The following is a 15,776-nucleotide window of genomic DNA, read 5'->3' as shown; positions in this document are numbered from 1 at the left end:
GCCATTTTTGGCGAGCTTTAATAGTTCGATAATAGGTTATTTAACTGGATAGCAAGCGTTGAATGAAACCATTCTCCACACTTGTAGTATACAAGAAAAGCTGGATTTCTGCTATCTAAGCTTATTGGATGCCTATTATGCCTCCCTATTAAAAGCTCATACTAAAGCAGTATGGTGGTTCTTGCTATTAAAAAAGCCTGCACCTCTTTCCGTCAGACAGAAAACCTGTCAGTGAAATCTTAGAATCCGGAAGAGGTGCATGAGCTAGACGAGACAGTGTACCAGGAAACGGGAAGCCTTTTGCAAGGCAGTCTAAAGAGTCCTCAATTCCTGCTGAAAAGATGTACATGCTCATCATAACGCTCGTTTTTGGCTTGGTTAAGGGATGCCTTACAAATTAAGGAAGGTATCCACCTTATAGAAAAAGGGCAAAGAACAAGTTTCTGATTAAACTGTCCCGCGCCCTTTTCCTTAAAATTATACTAACTCGATAATTACCATTGGCGCAGCGTCTCCACGACGAGGTCCAAGCTTCATAATACGAGTGTATCCGCCTTGGCGCTCTTCATAACGAGTTGCGATGTCGCTGAATAGTTTTTGAACTGCATCTTGGTTAGTTTCAGCGTTTGCTACCTCATTGCGTACAAAAGCTGATGCTTGACGACGAGCATGCAAATCGCCACGCTTTCCAAGAGTGATCATTTTCTCAACAACTGAACGAAGTTCTTTCGCACGAGCTTCAGTTGTTTCGATGCGCTCATTGATGATTAGATCTGTTGCTAAGTCACGCAGCATAGCTTTACGTTGTGCACTAGTGCGTCCTAACTTTCTGTATCCCATGAAAGTTTCCCTCCTTTGTTGAAGTTATTCAATCTGCTGAAAGCAAACATAAATCATAATTAAATAGTGTTAACTAATCAATCGTCTTTGCGTAAGCCCAGTCCAAGATCTTCTAATTTATGTTTTACTTCCTCAAGAGACTTTCTGCCCAAGTTCCGAACCTTCATCATATCCTCTTCAGTCTTATTGGCTAATTCCTGAACAGTATTGATGCCAGCACGCTTTAAACAGTTGTAAGAACGTACAGAAAGATCCAGTTCTTCAATTGTCATCTCAAGTACTTTCTCTTTTTGATCTTCTTCTTTTTCAACCATGATTTCGGCATTTTGAGCTTCATCCGTTAATCCGACAAAGATATTCAAATGCTCAGTTAAGATCTTCGCTCCAAGTGCAACCGCATCTTGAGGACCCGTACTTCCGTCAGTCCAAACATCGAATGTTAACTTATCATAGTTAGTCATTTGCCCTACACGTGTATTCTCTACCTGATAAGAAACACGAGCTACTGGAGTGTAGATGGAATCGATCGGAATCACACCAATTGGCTGATCTTCTCTCTTGTTTTGGTCAGCTGGTGTATAACCGCGTCCACGCTTCGCAGTTAAGCGCATGCGCAAGTGGGCATTTGAACCAAGAGTAGCGATATGAAGGTCCGGATTAAGGATTTCAACATCACTGTCATGAGTTACGTCAGCTGCTTTTACTACACCTTCACCCTGTACATCTATTTCCAATGTCTTTTCTTCATCAGAGTAGATTTTAAGTGCTAGTTTTTTAATGTTTAAAATGATAGATGTTACATCTTCTACGACGCCTTCAATTGTTGAGAACTCATGAAGTACCCCATCAATTTGGATCGATGTGACAGCGGCACCTGGGAGTGAGGATAAAAGGATACGACGTAAGGAGTTACCCAAAGTTGTACCATACCCACGCTCAAGTGGCTCTACGACGAACTTGCCGTACTTGGCATCATCGCTGATCTCAACCGTTTCGATTTTTGGTTTTTCTATTTCGATCATCAAAATATACCCTCCTTCAAAACGTCGAAACCCCGGCTAGCAATCTCTAACCGAAATTCCCCCATGTATACGTTCCCGTTTTGTGCACAACAACTGGAATAATTGTTCTGTATGAGCTAAAAAATTAGTATCATATCCCATTATAGACAAGGATACAAAATCTATACAGAAAAATTATACACGGCGGCGTTTTGGTGGACGACATCCGTTATGTGGAACAGGAGTTACGTCTCTGATTGCAGTAACCTCAAGACCGGCAGCTTGAAGAGCACGGATAGCAGCTTCACGTCCTGCACCAGGTCCTTTAACAGTTACTTCAAGGGTTTTCATACCATGTTCCTGAGAAGTTTTAGCTGCAGTTTCAGCTGCCATTTGAGCTGCGAATGGAGTAGATTTACGAGAACCTCTAAATCCAAGAGCTCCGGCACTTGACCAGGAAACAGCATTTCCATGAACATCAGTAATAGTTACGATTGTGTTATTGAAAGTAGAACGGATATGTGCAATACCTTGTTCAATATTCTTTTTCACACGACGTTTACGTGTATTAGTTTTACGAGCCATTTATAGTACCTCCTTTACCGATTATTTCTTCTTGTTCGCTACAGTCTTACGAGGACCTTTGCGTGTACGTGCGTTGTTTTTAGTGTTTTGTCCGCGAACCGGTAAACCACGGCGATGACGTAGACCGCGATAGCTTCCGATCTCCATTAAACGCTTGATGTTAAGTGAAACCTCACGGCGAAGGTCACCTTCAACTTTTAATTTGTCAATGATGTCACGGATTTTGTTTAATTCGTCTTCCGTTAAATCACGAACACGAGTGTCTTCAGAAACACCAGCTTCAGCTAGGATCTTCTGAGCTGTAGATTTACCAATACCAAAGATATAAGTTAATGAGATTACTACACGCTTTTCACGTGGAATATCTACACCAGCAATACGTGCCATTCGTTAGCGCACCTCCTTCATTTTAGCCTTGTTTTTGTTTATGTTTAGGGTTTTCACAGATAACCATTACTTTTCCACGTCTGCGGATAACTTTACACTTTTCGCAGATTGGTTTAACTGATGGTCTTACTTTCATTATCCTAACCTCCTTAATAGTACGGAGTGCAATGATTATTTAAAACGATAAGTGATTCTGCCACGTGTTAAATCATATGGAGATAGCTCAACTGTTACTTTATCTCCTGGTAAGATACGAATGAAGTGCATTCGGATTTTACCGGAAACATGAGCCAGCACTGTATGACCATTTTCTAATTCTACCTTAAACATTGCATTTGGCAAAGTATCAATAACTGTGCCTTCTATTTCAATTACATCGTCTTTCGCCATTGAACGATTCTCCCTTCTTCATATCATATACGAATTCATTTACATACTTTGCAAGAGCAAAGCGCAACTTTCCGTTTGTTACACGGCCGGTCTCTTTGAGACTGCTCTGAACTTCTGGAGAGATATAATTAAGCAATTGCAGATGCTGAATGTTCTTTTTCTTTGGGCGATCGAATTTCTTCTTGTCACCGTCAGCTAGAAAAACAAACCTTTCATCCATCAACCTTATAATTATAGCATATTGACCAGCATCGCGCCCGCGTTTGATCAAAACAATTTGACCAGGCTGCGGATTCGAATCAGAATCAACCAATGGAATCACCTGCACCTTAGGCTTTTGTTAATATTTCATAACCGGATTCAGTGATCGCTATTGTATGCTCAAAGTGTGCACACATTTTCCCGTCAACCGTCACAACAGTCCAATTGTCGGCTAACGTTTTCACATAACGACTTCCTGCATTCACCATCGGTTCAATAGCAAGTACCATACCCGGCTTTAAACGCGGCCCTCTGTTGGGCGGTCCATAATGAGGAATTTGGGGATCCTCATGTAAGTCTTGCCCTACACCATGGCCAACATACTCGCGCACAATGGAAAAGCCATTAGATTCCGCATACGTTTGGATAGCATGGGAGATGTTCGACAAGCGCTCACCCGGTTTTGCTTCTGCCAGGCCTTTATATAATGATTCCTCCGTCACATCCATAAGACGCTGGGCATCATCATCAATTTTGCCTACCGCATAAGTCCAGGCTGAGTCACCATGATAACCGTTATATTTAGCACCAATATCAATGCTGATTATATCACCGTTATTTAAAACTCTATCACCAGGAATGCCATGAACAAGTTCATCGTTAACTGAGGCACATATGCTGCCGCGGAAACCATTATACCCTTTGAAAGATGGGATTGCATCGTGTTTACGAATAAACTTGTCAGCAATTTCATCTAACTCCCGGGTCGTGATTCCAGGTTCAATATGTTTCTTCAGTTCCTCGTGTGTAAGTGCTACGATCCTGCCGGCCTCACGCATTATCTCAATTTCACGCGGGGTTTTGCAAATGATCATTGTAAGCCCCCGAGCAAAGCATCAAGATCAGAAAATACTTTATTAATATCTTGCTGACCATCAATATTGCGCAGATATCCTTTCGTTTCGTAGAAATTAAGCAACGGTTTTGTTTGTTTAATATTAACGTCAAGTCTATTCTGAACAGTAGCTTCGTTATCATCAGCACGCTGGTACAGCTCTCCGCCGCAGCGATCGCACTCTCCGTCTTTCGCTGGAGGATTGAATACTAGATGATAAGTAGCTCCGCATTCCTTACAGATGCGGCGTCCGGTAAGACGTTCCATTAGAATGCTCTGATCAACATCAATATTAATGACATAATCTATTTTTTTATTCAAATCAGAAAGGATGTCCTCCAGGGCATCAGCTTGGGCTACCGTTCTTGGGAAGCCATCAAGCAAAAAGCCTTTTTCGCAATCATCCTTGCTTAAACGTTCACGGACTATGCCGATTGTAACTTCATCAGGTACAAGTTCGCCTTTATCCATGAATGATTTTGCTTTAAGGCCTAGTTCCGTTTCGTCTTTAATAGCCGCACGGAACATATCTCCAGTAGAGATATGAGGGATGCCGTATTTTTGGACGATCTTCTCAGCTTGTGTACCTTTACCGGCACCAGGGAGCCCCATTAATACTAAATTCACGTCAATTTCCCCCTAGTCTCTAAATGGTTTTAGGGAACACGCTGTCCCCTTCAACCAAATTATTTTATGAAACCTTTATAATGACGCTTAACTAGCTGTGCTTCAAGCTGCTTCATTGTTTCAAGTGCAACACCGACAACGATTAGCAGGCTTGTGCCCCCGATTTGTGCAGATTCAGGCAATCCAGCGATATTAATGAAGAATACCGGCAGAATTGAAATAACTGTTAGGAACAGCGCACCAACAAAAGTTAAACGGTATAAGACGCGAGTTAAATATTCCTGCGTATTATTTCCTGGACGAATGCCCGGAATATAACCGCCCTGCTTCTTCAGGTTCTCCGCAACTTGCTCCGGATTCACTTGAATGAAAGCATAGAAATAAGTAAATGCAATAATTAATGCACTATAAATGACCATTCCGATTGGAGTCGTATAGTCAAATATTCTTTGAATCCATAACGTAACATCATTTTGCTCAAAGAAACCAGCGATGGTTCTTGGAGTAATGATAAATGAAATGGCAAAGATTACTGGAATTACACCAGCTGCATTAACTTTTAACGGAAGATGCGTTGATTGTCCGCCAGCAGAATTTTTTCCTGCAGTCACACGCTTAGCGTATTGAATAGGAATTTTTCTTAATGCTTGTTGGATAAAGATTGTACCCACCACAATAGCAACAACTGCGATTAAGATAAGCACTACTGTCACAATGCGAAGGAATAGCTGTTCACCTGCATTTTCAAACTGCTGTGCATAGATCTGGTTAACCGTTGAAGGTATACCAGCTACGATACCAGCAAAGATAATGATGGAGATTCCATTGCCAACGCCTTTTGAAGTAATTTGCTCACCCAGCCACATTAAAAATGCAGTTCCGGCAGTCAATACTACAGCAATTAACAAATATGATCCTATTCCCGGATTCTCAATCAGCATTCCGCCTGCAAGGTTATTAAACCCATAAGACATACCGAGAGCCTGGATAAAACCAAGCACGATAGTAAAATAGCGGGTAAACTGAGCTAACTTACGGCGTCCAACCTCACCTTGCTTAGACCATTCCGTAAACTTAGGAACTACATCCATCTGCAATAGCTGCACGATGATGGAAGCAGTAATATACGGCATGATCCCCATAGCAAGGATCGAGAAGTTAAGGAGCGCCCCGCCGCCGAATGTATTCAGGACACCGAATACATTAAGTTCATCCTGGGCTTTTAAAAGATCAGCATTTACGCCCGGTACAGGGATAAATGTACCGATGCGAAATACGATCAGCATTAAAAGGGTGAAAATAATCTTTCGTCTTATATCACCCACGCGCATAAAATTGGAGATTGTCTGAAACATTAAATCACCTCAGTTTGACCGCCGGCAGCTTCAATAGCTTCCTTTGCAGCAGAGGAGAATTTATGAGCTTTAACTGTAAGCTTTTTCTCAACTTTGCCTTTTGCAAGAATCTTGATTCCTGCTTTTTCATTGCTTACTACACCAGTTTCGATAAGAAGCTCAGGAGTTACTTCTGCTCCGTCTTCGAAACGGTTTAGAGCATCAAGGTTCACAACCGCGTATTCTTTACGGTTGATATTAGTGAAACCGCGCTTAGGCAAGCGTTGGAATAAAGGTGTTTGACCACCCTCGAATCCAGGACGGACACCGCCGCCAGAACGAGCGTTTTGACCTTTATGACCCTTACCAGCAGTTTTACCGTTACCGGAACCGATACCACGGCCTTTGCGTTTGCGTTCTTGACGAGAACCTTCTGCAGGCTTTAATTCATGAAGTTTCATGTTGGCACCTCCTTATTTGTAGAAGAATAGAATTATTTTTCTTTTACCACAACAAGGTGAGCAACTTTATTGATCATTCCGCGGATAGCAGGATTATCTTGATGCTCAACTGTCTGGTGCATTTTACGTAAGCCAAGAGCCTTAACTGTTTCGCGCTGGTCTTGCGGGCGACCAATCACGCTGCGAGTGAGGGTAACTTCTAGTTTATTCGCCATTTGATATCCCTCCTTATCCTAACAGTTCTTCTACTGATTTACCACGTAATTTCGCTACGTCCTCAGCACGTTTTAATTGTGTTAAACCGTTCAAAGTGGCGCGAACCATGTTGATTGGTGTGTTTGTACCTAGAGATTTAGATAAGATATCACCAACACCAGCTAATTCTAGAACCGCACGAACTGGACCGCCGGCGATTACTCCAGTACCTTCAGAAGCAGGCTTAAGAAGGATTTCTCCAGCACCGAAATGTCCGATTACCTGGTGAGGAATTGTAGTTCCAACCATAGGCACTTCGACTAAGTTTTTCTTAGCATCTTCAATTGCTTTGCGGATCGCTTCAGGAACTTCCTGTGCTTTACCTGTACCAAAGCCAACGTGACCGTTTTTGTCACCTACTACTACAAGAGCAGAGAAACGAAAACGACGTCCACCTTTAACAACCTTTGCTACACGATTAACCGTAACTACACGCTCTTCAAGTTCAAGTTTGTTTGGATCAATACGACGCATCTTTTTGTGTCCCTCCTTTGTCTATTAAAATTCTAAACCATTTTCACGTGCTGCATCTGCTAATGCTTGAACACGTCCATGATATAGATAGCCACCACGATCGAAAACGATAGCTTTAACGCCTTTTTCGACTGCACGTTTTGCAACTAATTCTCCAACCTTAACTGCTGCATCAACGTTGCCAGTAGCATCAAGGTTTACCTCTTTATCTAATGTAGAAGCACTTGCTACAGTAACTCCGTTTACATCATCAATAAGTTGAGCATAAATGTGTTTGTTTGAACGATACACATTTAAACGAGGACGAGCCGCAGTTCCAGAAAGCTTCGCACGCACACGAGCATGTCTTTTCTTACGAACTGCATTTTTATCAGCCTTCGTAATCATTTCGGTCACTCCTTTCGTTTACCTATGCGGCATTACTTACCTGTTTTACCTTCTTTACGACGAACATATTCGCCTTCATAACGGATACCTTTACCTTTGTAAGGCTCTGGAGGACGAACTTCACGGATGTTGGCAGCTAATGCACCAACACGCTCTTTGTTAGTACCTCTAACAATTACCTTTGTGTTAGATGGTACTTCGATTTCAAGACCTTCTTCAGGCTCAATTTCAACAGGATGAGAGTAACCAACGTTTAAAACAAGTTTTTTACCTTGTTTTTGAGCACGGTAACCGACACCGATAAGCTCAAGTCCTCTTTCAAATCCTTTGGATACGCCCTCAACCATGTTAGCAAGAAGTGCGCGAGTTGTTCCGTGCAATGCGCGGTGTTCTTTTGCATCAGATGGACGGGAAACGTTAATTACGTTTTCTTCCACTTTGATTTCGATATCAGGGTTGAATGAACGTGAAAGCTCACCTTTAGGACCCTTTACAGTTACAGTGTTCTTGTCAAAAGTAACAGTAACACCAGATGGAATTTCGATTGGTTTTTTACCTATACGAGACATTTAATTGCACCTCCATTCATGAAAAACTCTATTACCAAACGTATCCTAAAACTTCTCCGCCGACTTGTTTAGCGCGAGCTTCTTTGTCAGTAAGAACTCCTTGAGAAGTAGAAACTAGTGCGATTCCAAGACCGTTAAGTACGCGAGGTACTTCATCAGCCTTTGCATATACGCGAAGACCAGGCTTACTGATACGCTTAAGACCAGTGATAACGCGTTCGTTGTTTGAACCGTATTTCAAGAAAATGCGGATGATACCTTGCTTGTTGTCTTCGATAAGCTCAACATCACGCACAAAACCTTCACGCTTTAAGATATCAGCAATTTCCTTTTTGATATTAGAAGCAGGAACTTCTAATTTTTCGTGACGAACCATATTCGCATTACGGATGCGAGTTAGCAAGTCTGCAATTGGATCTGTCATGACCATTGTTTTTACCTCCTTCCCATACTTGGGGTTTACCAGCTAGCTTTTTTCACGCCAGGAATTTGTCCTTTATATGCTAATTCACGGAAACAAATACGACAAAGCTTAAATTTACGGTATACAGAATGTGGACGTCCGCAACGTTCGCAGCGTGTGTATTCTTGTACCTTATGTTTAGGCGTGCGTTTTTGCTTCGCAATCATTGACTTTTTAGCCACGTTTTCGCCTCCCTCTATTTAGCGATTACTTTTGGAATGGCATTCCAAATTGAGTTAAAAGTTCACGAGCTTCTTCATCAGTGTTAGCTGTAGTTACGATAACGATATCCATACCACGAACTTTGCTTACTTTATCGTAATCAATCTCAGGGAAGATCAACTGTTCTTTGACACCTAGAGTATAGTTACCACGGCCGTCAAATGACTTCTTGGAAATACCGCGGAAGTCACGTACACGTGGAAGAGATACAGATACTAACTTATCAAAGAATTCATACATGCGCTCTCCACGAAGAGTAACTTTTGCACCGATTGGCATACCTTCACGAAGACGGAAGCCAGCGATTGATTTCTTAGCGCGAGTGATAACCGGCTTTTGACCAGTGATCAACGTTAATTCCTCAACTGCTTTATCTAGTGCTTTTGCGTTTTGAACAGCGTCACCAACACCCATGTTGATAACGATTTTATCAAGCTTAGGTACTTGCATAACTGATTTATAGTTAAACTTGCCCATTAGAGCAGGAGTAATTTCTTTTACTTGTTTTTCTTTTAGGCGGTTCATTCATTGTACCTCCCTTCTTCTTTAAACTATTTATCTAGAACTTCACCGGATTTTGTTGCTACACGTATTTTTTTGCCATCAACCGTTTTATAGCCTACACGAGTTGGTTCACCAGACTTAGGATCGACAGGCATAACGTTTGATACATGAACAGGTGCCTCTTGGCTGATAATTCCGCCTTGCGGATTCATCTGTGAAGGCTTTGAGTGTTTCTTAACAATGTTCACACCTTCAACAAGTACTCGACTTTGTTTAGGGAACGCTGCAAGAATAACGCCCGTTTTGCCTTTATCCTTACCAGAGATGACCATAACTTTGTCACCTTTTTTCACATGCATCTGTGCGCACCTCCTTAAAGGCAATTTGATTTGTTTTTATAATACTTCTGGAGCTAAAGATACAATTTTCATGAAGTTGTTGTCGCGTAGTTCACGAGCAACAGGTCCGAAGATACGAGTTCCGCGCGGGCCTTTGTCATCACGAATAATTACACATGCGTTTTCATCGAAACGAATGTAAGTACCGTCATTACGGCGTACACCGCTCTTTGTTCGAACTACTACTGCTTTAACAACATCACCTTTTTTAACAACGCCACCTGGTGTTGCTTGTTTCACTGTACAAACGATTACATCGCCGATATTAGCAGTTTTGCGGCCAGAGCCACCAAGAACTTTAATTGTAAGTACCTCACGAGCACCAGAGTTGTCAGCAACTTTTAAACGTGATTCTTGTTGAATCATGTGTGTAACCTCCCTTCGGGATAAAGCTTATTCCGTACAATTAGATAATTACTGCTTTTTCAACTACTTCTACAAGACGGAAGCGTTTAGTCGCAGATAGTGGACGAGTTTCCATAATACGAACGATATCGCCAATTTTTGCCTCGTTTTGCTCATCATGAGCCTTAAACTTTTTAGAGTACTTAACGCGTTTACCGTATAATGGATGCTTTTTGTAAGTTTCTACAAGGACTGTAACTGTCTTATCCATTTTGTCAGAAACTACGCGTCCAGTGTAAACTTTGCGTTGGTTGCGTTCACTCATTGTGCGAACCTCCTCTCAATATCACTTGCTAAAGCCGATTTCTCTTTCACGAATAACAGTTTTCATGCGGGCAATCGCTTTGCGTACTTCACGAATGCGAGCTGTATTTTCAAGTTGTCCAGTCGCCAATTGAAAGCGAAGGTTGAAAAGCTCTTCTTTTAATGATTTTACTTTTTGTTCTATTTCGGCAGTGGTAAGGTCACGAATTTCATTAGCTTTCATTTGATTCACCACCAATTTCTTCTCGTTTTACAAACTTGCACTTAACAGGAAGTTTGTGTGATGCAAGGCGTAATGCTTCACGAGCGATCTCTTCAGATACACCAGCAATTTCAAACATTACTTTTCCAGGCTTAACTACTGCTACCCAACCTTCTGGAGCACCTTTACCAGAACCCATGCGGACTTCTAGAGGCTTTGCAGTGTAAGGCTTATGCGGGAAAATTTGAATCCAAACTTTACCGCCACGTTTCATGTAACGAGTCATTGCAATACGTGCAGATTCAATTTGACGGTTAGTGATCCAAGAAGCCTCAAGTGCTTGAAGACCGTATTCACCGAAGTTTACTTCAGTGCCGCCTTTTGATTGACCACGCATTTTTCCGCGGTGTACACGACGATATTTTACGCGTTTTGGCAATAACATATTATTTGCCTCCTTCCCCAGTTTTCTTCTTCGTAGGAAGGACCTCTCCACGATAGATCCATACTTTTACGCCCAATTTACCGTAAGTTGTATCAGCTTCAGCTGTAGCATAATCGATATCAGCACGAAGAGTATGAAGTGGAACTGTTCCTTCGCTGTATGATTCTGAACGAGCGATATCAGCACCGCCTAAACGACCAGATACCATTGTTTTGATACCCTTAGCGCCAGCGCGCATTGCACGTTGAATAGTTTGTTTTTGAGCACGACGGAAAGATACGCGGTTTTCTAATTGACGAGCAATGTTTTCCGCTACCAATTTCGCATCGATATCTGCTCTTTTAATTTCAAGAATGTTGATATGAACACGCTTGCCAGTTAATGAGTTAAGAGATTTACGAAGTGCTTCAACCTCAGTACCACCTTTACCGATAACCATTCCTGGCTTCGCAGTGTGGATTGTGATGTTCAGGCGGTTAGCAGCACGTTCGATTTCTACTTTAGAAACAGAAGCATCGCTTAGACGCTTTGTGATGTACTCACGAACCTTAAGGTCTTCGTGTAAAAGATCAGCATAGTCTTTGCCTGCGTACCATTTTGACTCCCAATCACGGATGACTCCGACACGCAAACCGACTGGATTTACTTTTTGACCCACTGATTATCCCTCCTTCTTTTCTGATAAAACGATAGTAATATGACTAGTACGTTTGTTAATTTGGCTTGCACGGCCCATAGCGCGAGGACGGAAACGTTTTAAAGTCGGTCCTTCGTCTACGAATGCTTGAGCAACTACTAAATTGTTAACGTCCATTTCGTAGTTATGCTCAGCGTTAGCCAGTGCAGATTTTAATACTTTCTCTACGATTGGAGAAGCAGCTTTAGGTGTAAGATTTAAAATCGCCACTGCTTCGCCTACTTGCTTTCCTCGAATTAAATCTACGACTAAACGAGCTTTACGAGGAGCAATACGAACTGTTCTTGCAACAGCTTTAGCTTGCATTAGAATGCCCTCCTCTCATTAACGTCTTGTTTTCTTATCATCATTGCCATGGCCTTTATACGCACGAGTTGGAGCAAATTCTCCAAGCTTGTGGCCTACCATGTCTTCAGTGATGTATACAGGCACATGTTTACGACCATCATAAACTGCGATTGTGTGTCCGATGAATTGTGGGAAGATCGTAGAACGGCGAGACCAAGTTTTTGTAACTTGCTTGCTTTCAGTTTCGTTTAGCTTTTCGATCTTTGTCATTAAATGTTCATCAACAAAAGGTCCTTTTTTTAAGCTGCGACCCATGATTGAACCTCCCTTCGTGATTGCTCTACGGTTCTTATGTGGAACCGTAGTACAATCCCGTTATTTTTTACGACGACGTACGATAAATTTATCCGATTTGTTGTTCTTCTTGCGTGTCTTGTAACCAAGTGTTGGCTTGCCCCAAGGAGTCATTGGAGACTTACGTCCGATTGGCGCACGTCCTTCACCACCACCGTGTGGGTGATCGTTAGGGTTCATTACAGAACCACGTACAGTTGGGCGCTTGCCTAACCAGCGTGAACGTCCTGCTTTACCAATGTTAATAAGCTCGTGCTGCTCGTTGCCGACCTGACCAACAGTAGCGCGGCACTCAGCAAGAATCATGCGAACCTCACCAGAGTTCAAACGAACTAGTACGTATTTGCCCTCTTTACCAAGAACCTGTGCAGAAGTACCTGCAGAACGTACTAATTGTCCGCCTTTACCAGGCTTCAATTCGATGTTGTGGATTACAGTACCCACTGGAATGTTGATAAGTGGAAGTGCATTACCCACTTTGATGTCAGCTTCTGGACCAGACATTATTTCCATGCCCACCTCTAAATTCTTAGGTGCAAGGATGTAACGCTTTTCTCCATCCACATAGTTTACTAATGCAATATTTGCAGAGCGGTTTGGATCATATTCGATTGTGGCAACGCGTCCTGGAATGCCATCTTTGTTACGTTTAAAATCGATTAAACGATATTGACGTTTATGACCGCCGCCTTGATGACGAACTGTCAACTTACCTTGGTTGTTACGGCCGCCTTTTCTCTTTAAAGGAGCAAGTAAAGACTTTTCCGGTTGATTAGTCGTGATTTCTGCGAAATCAGAAACCGTCATGCCGCGACGACCATTAGAGGTAGGTTTATACTTTTTAATCGCCATTTCGTTTCCCTCCTCTTCTAGTTAAAGTATTAAGCTTCAAATAATTCGATTTCTTGGCTATCAGCAGTTAATTTTACAATCGCTTTACGGCGTTTGTTTGTGTAACCGCCAAATTTGCCCATACGCTTGAACTTGCCTTTATAGTTCATGATGTTAACTTTCTCAACTTTCACGCCGAAGATTTGTTCTACAGCATCTTTAACTTGAGTTTTGTTAGCTCTAACGTCAACTTCAAACGTGTATTTTTTATCAGCCATAATATCAGTAGAACGTTCAGTGATAACGGGGCGCTTAATGATTTCGCGTGCATCCATTATGCAAGCACCTCCTCTACTTTTTCAACCGCTGCTTTTGTCATGATTAGCTTATCATGGTTTAAAACATCTAAAACAGTGATTCCAGAAGCAGATACAACTGTTACACCAGGGATGTTACGAGCAGATAATGCCACGTTTTCCTCTAGGTCAGCAGTAACGATAAGTGCTTTTGAATCAACAGAAAGACCATTTAATACACCTTTGAAGTCTTTTGTTTTAGGAGTTTCGAAAGCAAGGCCTTCTAATACTAGGATGTTTTCTTCTAATACTTTAGAAGATAATGCAGATTTGATTGCCAAACGGCGAACCTTTTTAGGTAATTTGTAGCTGTAGCTGCGTGGTACAGGACCAAATACAGTACCGCCTCCGCGCCATTGTGGTGAACGGATGGAACCTTGACGAGCACGGCCTGTGCCTTTTTGGCGCCATGGCTTGCGTCCTCCGCCCGCTACTTCAGAACGAATTTTAGTTTTATGAGTCCCTTGACGTAATGAAGCTCTTTGCATAACAACCGCTTCGAATAATACGTGCTGGTTAGGCTCAACACCAAAGATCGCATCATTAAGTTCGATATCACCAACTTTAGATCCGCTTTGGTTAAACAATGCTACTTTCGGCATTCTGTTTTCCTCCTTTCCGGTTTAATTATTATGCTTTTACCGCACTTCTGATTTTTAGTAATGCTTTTTTAGCACCAGGTACGTTACCTTTGATCAATAACAAGTTGCGTTCAACATCAACTTTTACGATTTCAAGGTTTTGTACAGTGATTTGCTCTCCACCCATACGTCCAGGCAATAACTTACCTTTAAATACACGGTTTGGAGCTACAGGACCCATTGAACCAGGGCGACGGTGGTAACGAGAACCGTGAGCCATTGGTCCGCGAGATTGTCCGTGGCGCTTGATTGCACCTTGGAAACCTTTACCCTTTGAGATTCCTGTTACATCAACAGTTTCGCCTTCAGCGAATATATCAACTTTGACTTCTTGACCAACTTCATATTGTCCTAAATCAGCTCCGCGGAATTCACGAACGAAGCGCTTAGGAGCAGTGTTTGCTTTAGCAACATGTCCTTTTTCAGGCTTGTTGGATAGCTTGTCGCGTTTGTCTTCAAATCCGACTTGGATTGCTTCGTATCCATCAGTTTCAACTGATTTCTTTTGAAGAACAACGTTCGCAGCTGCCTCAACAACTGTTACCGGGATAAGATCTCCGTTTTCAGCAAATACTTGAGTCATACCAATCTTTCTTCCTAAGATTCCTTTGGTCATTTCAGTCACACCTCCTAAGTTTGTTGTTATTTATTATTAAAGTTTGATTTCGATATCTACACCAGACGGCAGGTCTAAACGCATTAATGAATCAACCGTTTGTGGTGTTGGGTTAACGATGTCGATAAGACGTTTGTGCGTACGCATTTCGAACTGCTCACGAGAATCTTTATACTTATGAACCGCACGAAGAATTGTGTAAATTGACTTCTCAGTTGGTAATGGAATCGGACCAGATACAGCCGCACCAGAACGTTTTGCAGTCTCAACAATCTTTTCAGCAGATTGATCAAGGATTCTGTGATCATACGCTTTTAAACGAATACGAATTTTTTGTTTTGCCATTATTTTCCCTCCTTTTCGCCTATTTTAATATAGACATTCTCCGTGAAAATTTCCCACACACTCGCCATGGCAAAGCGGCCGGGTGTGTCAGCAACCTTTCACATCATCGCAGTCAAAGACCAACATTGTCTATTATACAGAAACAATAAATGAAATGCAACAAGAATATGTTATTTCTTTATGTTTCGCACACTTTTACTATTATAACGACAATCTCGTGAGTTTTCAATAGGAATGGAAGAAGTCAAAATATTTCATTTAGGCATTGAAGTAAGGTTCAAGGGGGAATTATAGTGCGGTTATTATATAGAAGAAACTCGGTTTAAGAATCTTTATTTT

31 protein-coding genes are annotated in these 15,776 nt (G+C 41.9%); all 31 read right to left on the bottom strand.

Features of this window, described 5'->3' with window-relative positions; all coding sequences use genetic code 11:
• Nucleotides 1–477: 477 nt before the first annotated feature.
• Nucleotides 478–840 carry a 50S ribosomal protein L17 gene (rplQ, locus tag DFO73_RS25970; protein WP_110067563.1) on the bottom strand — a complete coding sequence of 121 codons (363 nt, stop codon included), beginning with the start codon at nt 838–840 and terminating at the stop codon, nt 478–480.
• A gap of 77 nt (nt 841–917) precedes the next feature.
• Entirely contained in the window at nt 918–1,862 is a 945-nt protein-coding gene (locus DFO73_RS25965) for a DNA-directed RNA polymerase subunit alpha (protein ID WP_026583683.1), read from the bottom strand.
• Nucleotides 1,863–2,036: 174 nt separating this feature from the next.
• The gene (gene rpsK, locus DFO73_RS25960) at nt 2,037–2,426 is read right to left on the bottom strand and encodes a 30S ribosomal protein S11 (RefSeq protein ID WP_110067562.1); all 390 of its coding nucleotides are present in this window, start codon (nt 2,424–2,426) and stop codon (nt 2,037–2,039) included.
• 21 nt (nt 2,427–2,447) lie between these two features.
• Nucleotides 2,448–2,813, bottom strand: a complete 366-nt coding sequence (rpsM, locus tag DFO73_RS25955; protein WP_110067561.1) for a 30S ribosomal protein S13 — start codon at nt 2,811–2,813, stop codon at nt 2,448–2,450.
• Nucleotides 2,814–2,835: 22 nt separating this feature from the next.
• Nucleotides 2,836–2,949: a 50S ribosomal protein L36 gene (gene rpmJ, locus DFO73_RS25950; RefSeq protein WP_000868344.1), complete on the bottom strand. Its 114-nt coding sequence runs from the start codon at nt 2,947–2,949 to the stop codon at nt 2,836–2,838.
• Between the two features lie 35 nt (nt 2,950–2,984).
• Complete coding sequence (gene infA, locus DFO73_RS25945) at nt 2,985–3,203, bottom strand: translation initiation factor IF-1 (RefSeq protein WP_066192222.1); 219 nt, start codon at nt 3,201–3,203, stop codon at nt 2,985–2,987.
• The gene (locus DFO73_RS25940; RefSeq protein ID WP_110067560.1) at nt 3,181–3,516 is read right to left on the bottom strand and encodes a KOW domain-containing RNA-binding protein; all 336 of its coding nucleotides are present in this window, start codon (nt 3,514–3,516) and stop codon (nt 3,181–3,183) included. Before DFO73_RS25940 ends, infA begins: the two co-directional genes overlap by 23 nt.
• Before the next feature lie 16 nt (nt 3,517–3,532).
• Nucleotides 3,533–4,279: a type I methionyl aminopeptidase gene (map, locus tag DFO73_RS25935; protein ID WP_110067559.1), complete on the bottom strand. Its 747-nt coding sequence runs from the start codon at nt 4,277–4,279 to the stop codon at nt 3,533–3,535.
• Nucleotides 4,276–4,926, bottom strand: coding sequence for an adenylate kinase (locus DFO73_RS25930; RefSeq protein WP_110067558.1), 651 nt, complete (start codon nt 4,924–4,926; stop codon nt 4,276–4,278). The genes map and DFO73_RS25930 overlap by 4 nt, the downstream gene beginning before the upstream one ends.
• A gap of 59 nt (nt 4,927–4,985) precedes the next feature.
• Nucleotides 4,986–6,281: a preprotein translocase subunit SecY gene (gene secY / locus DFO73_RS25925; RefSeq protein WP_110067557.1), complete on the bottom strand. Its 1,296-nt coding sequence runs from the start codon at nt 6,279–6,281 to the stop codon at nt 4,986–4,988.
• Nucleotides 6,281–6,721: a 50S ribosomal protein L15 gene (rplO, locus tag DFO73_RS25920; RefSeq protein ID WP_009336599.1), complete on the bottom strand. Its 441-nt coding sequence runs from the start codon at nt 6,719–6,721 to the stop codon at nt 6,281–6,283. The genes secY and rplO overlap by 1 nt, the downstream gene beginning before the upstream one ends.
• Before the next feature lie 32 nt (nt 6,722–6,753).
• Complete coding sequence (rpmD, locus tag DFO73_RS25915; RefSeq protein ID WP_009336598.1) at nt 6,754–6,936, bottom strand: 50S ribosomal protein L30; 183 nt, start codon at nt 6,934–6,936, stop codon at nt 6,754–6,756.
• 13 nt (nt 6,937–6,949) lie between these two features.
• Complete coding sequence (gene rpsE, locus DFO73_RS25910; protein ID WP_009336597.1) at nt 6,950–7,450, bottom strand: 30S ribosomal protein S5; 501 nt, start codon at nt 7,448–7,450, stop codon at nt 6,950–6,952.
• 24 nt (nt 7,451–7,474) lie between these two features.
• On the bottom strand, nt 7,475–7,837 hold the full coding sequence (gene rplR, locus DFO73_RS25905) for a 50S ribosomal protein L18 (RefSeq protein WP_110067556.1): 363 nt from the start codon (nt 7,835–7,837) through the stop codon (nt 7,475–7,477).
• A 32-nt stretch (nt 7,838–7,869) separates the two neighbouring features.
• Complete coding sequence (rplF, locus tag DFO73_RS25900) at nt 7,870–8,406, bottom strand: 50S ribosomal protein L6 (RefSeq protein WP_110067555.1); 537 nt, start codon at nt 8,404–8,406, stop codon at nt 7,870–7,872.
• Nucleotides 8,407–8,437: 31 nt separating this feature from the next.
• Complete coding sequence (rpsH, locus tag DFO73_RS25895; protein WP_110067554.1) at nt 8,438–8,836, bottom strand: 30S ribosomal protein S8; 399 nt, start codon at nt 8,834–8,836, stop codon at nt 8,438–8,440.
• 29 nt (nt 8,837–8,865) lie between these two features.
• Nucleotides 8,866–9,051 carry a 30S ribosomal protein S14 gene (gene rpsN / locus DFO73_RS25890; protein ID WP_009336593.1) on the bottom strand — a complete coding sequence of 62 codons (186 nt, stop codon included), beginning with the start codon at nt 9,049–9,051 and terminating at the stop codon, nt 8,866–8,868.
• Nucleotides 9,052–9,076: 25 nt separating this feature from the next.
• Entirely contained in the window at nt 9,077–9,616 is a 540-nt protein-coding gene (rplE, locus tag DFO73_RS25885) for a 50S ribosomal protein L5 (protein WP_110067553.1), read from the bottom strand.
• A gap of 26 nt (nt 9,617–9,642) precedes the next feature.
• On the bottom strand, nt 9,643–9,954 hold the full coding sequence (rplX, locus tag DFO73_RS25880; protein WP_110067552.1) for a 50S ribosomal protein L24: 312 nt from the start codon (nt 9,952–9,954) through the stop codon (nt 9,643–9,645).
• A 36-nt stretch (nt 9,955–9,990) separates the two neighbouring features.
• Entirely contained in the window at nt 9,991–10,359 is a 369-nt protein-coding gene (rplN, locus tag DFO73_RS25875) for a 50S ribosomal protein L14 (RefSeq protein ID WP_066441555.1), read from the bottom strand.
• A gap of 40 nt (nt 10,360–10,399) precedes the next feature.
• Nucleotides 10,400–10,663, bottom strand: coding sequence for a 30S ribosomal protein S17 (rpsQ, locus tag DFO73_RS25870; protein WP_110067551.1), 264 nt, complete (start codon nt 10,661–10,663; stop codon nt 10,400–10,402).
• A 21-nt stretch (nt 10,664–10,684) separates the two neighbouring features.
• Complete coding sequence (rpmC, locus tag DFO73_RS25865; RefSeq protein ID WP_009336588.1) at nt 10,685–10,885, bottom strand: 50S ribosomal protein L29; 201 nt, start codon at nt 10,883–10,885, stop codon at nt 10,685–10,687.
• A complete protein-coding gene (rplP, locus tag DFO73_RS25860) occupies nt 10,875–11,309 on the bottom strand; it encodes a 50S ribosomal protein L16 (RefSeq protein WP_009336587.1) in 435 nt (144 codons plus the stop codon). The genes rpmC and rplP overlap by 11 nt, the downstream gene beginning before the upstream one ends.
• A 1-nt stretch (nt 11,310) precedes the next feature.
• Nucleotides 11,311–11,967, bottom strand: coding sequence for a 30S ribosomal protein S3 (rpsC, locus tag DFO73_RS25855; protein WP_009336585.1), 657 nt, complete (start codon nt 11,965–11,967; stop codon nt 11,311–11,313).
• Between the two features lie 3 nt (nt 11,968–11,970).
• Nucleotides 11,971–12,312 (bottom strand): 50S ribosomal protein L22, encoded by a 342-nt coding sequence (gene rplV / locus DFO73_RS25850; protein WP_009336582.1) that lies wholly within the window; start codon nt 12,310–12,312, stop codon nt 11,971–11,973.
• An 18-nt stretch (nt 12,313–12,330) separates the two neighbouring features.
• Nucleotides 12,331–12,609, bottom strand: coding sequence for a 30S ribosomal protein S19 (gene rpsS, locus DFO73_RS25845; protein WP_009336580.1), 279 nt, complete (start codon nt 12,607–12,609; stop codon nt 12,331–12,333).
• Between the two features lie 60 nt (nt 12,610–12,669).
• On the bottom strand, nt 12,670–13,500 hold the full coding sequence (rplB, locus tag DFO73_RS25840) for a 50S ribosomal protein L2 (RefSeq protein ID WP_110067550.1): 831 nt from the start codon (nt 13,498–13,500) through the stop codon (nt 12,670–12,672).
• 29 nt (nt 13,501–13,529) lie between these two features.
• Entirely contained in the window at nt 13,530–13,814 is a 285-nt protein-coding gene (gene rplW / locus DFO73_RS25835; protein ID WP_034262861.1) for a 50S ribosomal protein L23, read from the bottom strand.
• Complete coding sequence (rplD, locus tag DFO73_RS25830; protein WP_110067549.1) at nt 13,814–14,437, bottom strand: 50S ribosomal protein L4; 624 nt, start codon at nt 14,435–14,437, stop codon at nt 13,814–13,816. The genes rplW and rplD overlap by 1 nt, the downstream gene beginning before the upstream one ends.
• Nucleotides 14,438–14,465: 28 nt before the next feature.
• Entirely contained in the window at nt 14,466–15,092 is a 627-nt protein-coding gene (rplC, locus tag DFO73_RS25825) for a 50S ribosomal protein L3 (protein ID WP_110067548.1), read from the bottom strand.
• Nucleotides 15,093–15,128: 36 nt separating this feature from the next.
• Nucleotides 15,129–15,437, bottom strand: coding sequence for a 30S ribosomal protein S10 (gene rpsJ / locus DFO73_RS25820; RefSeq protein ID WP_009336571.1), 309 nt, complete (start codon nt 15,435–15,437; stop codon nt 15,129–15,131).
• Nucleotides 15,438–15,776 lie beyond the last annotated feature (339 nt).

It is taken from the genome of Cytobacillus oceanisediminis (assembly GCF_003182355.1).
Classification (GTDB): domain Bacteria; phylum Bacillota; class Bacilli; order Bacillales; family Cytobacillaceae; genus Cytobacillus; species Cytobacillus oceanisediminis_A.
This window is presented reverse-complemented; position numbering and strand designations above follow the sequence as displayed.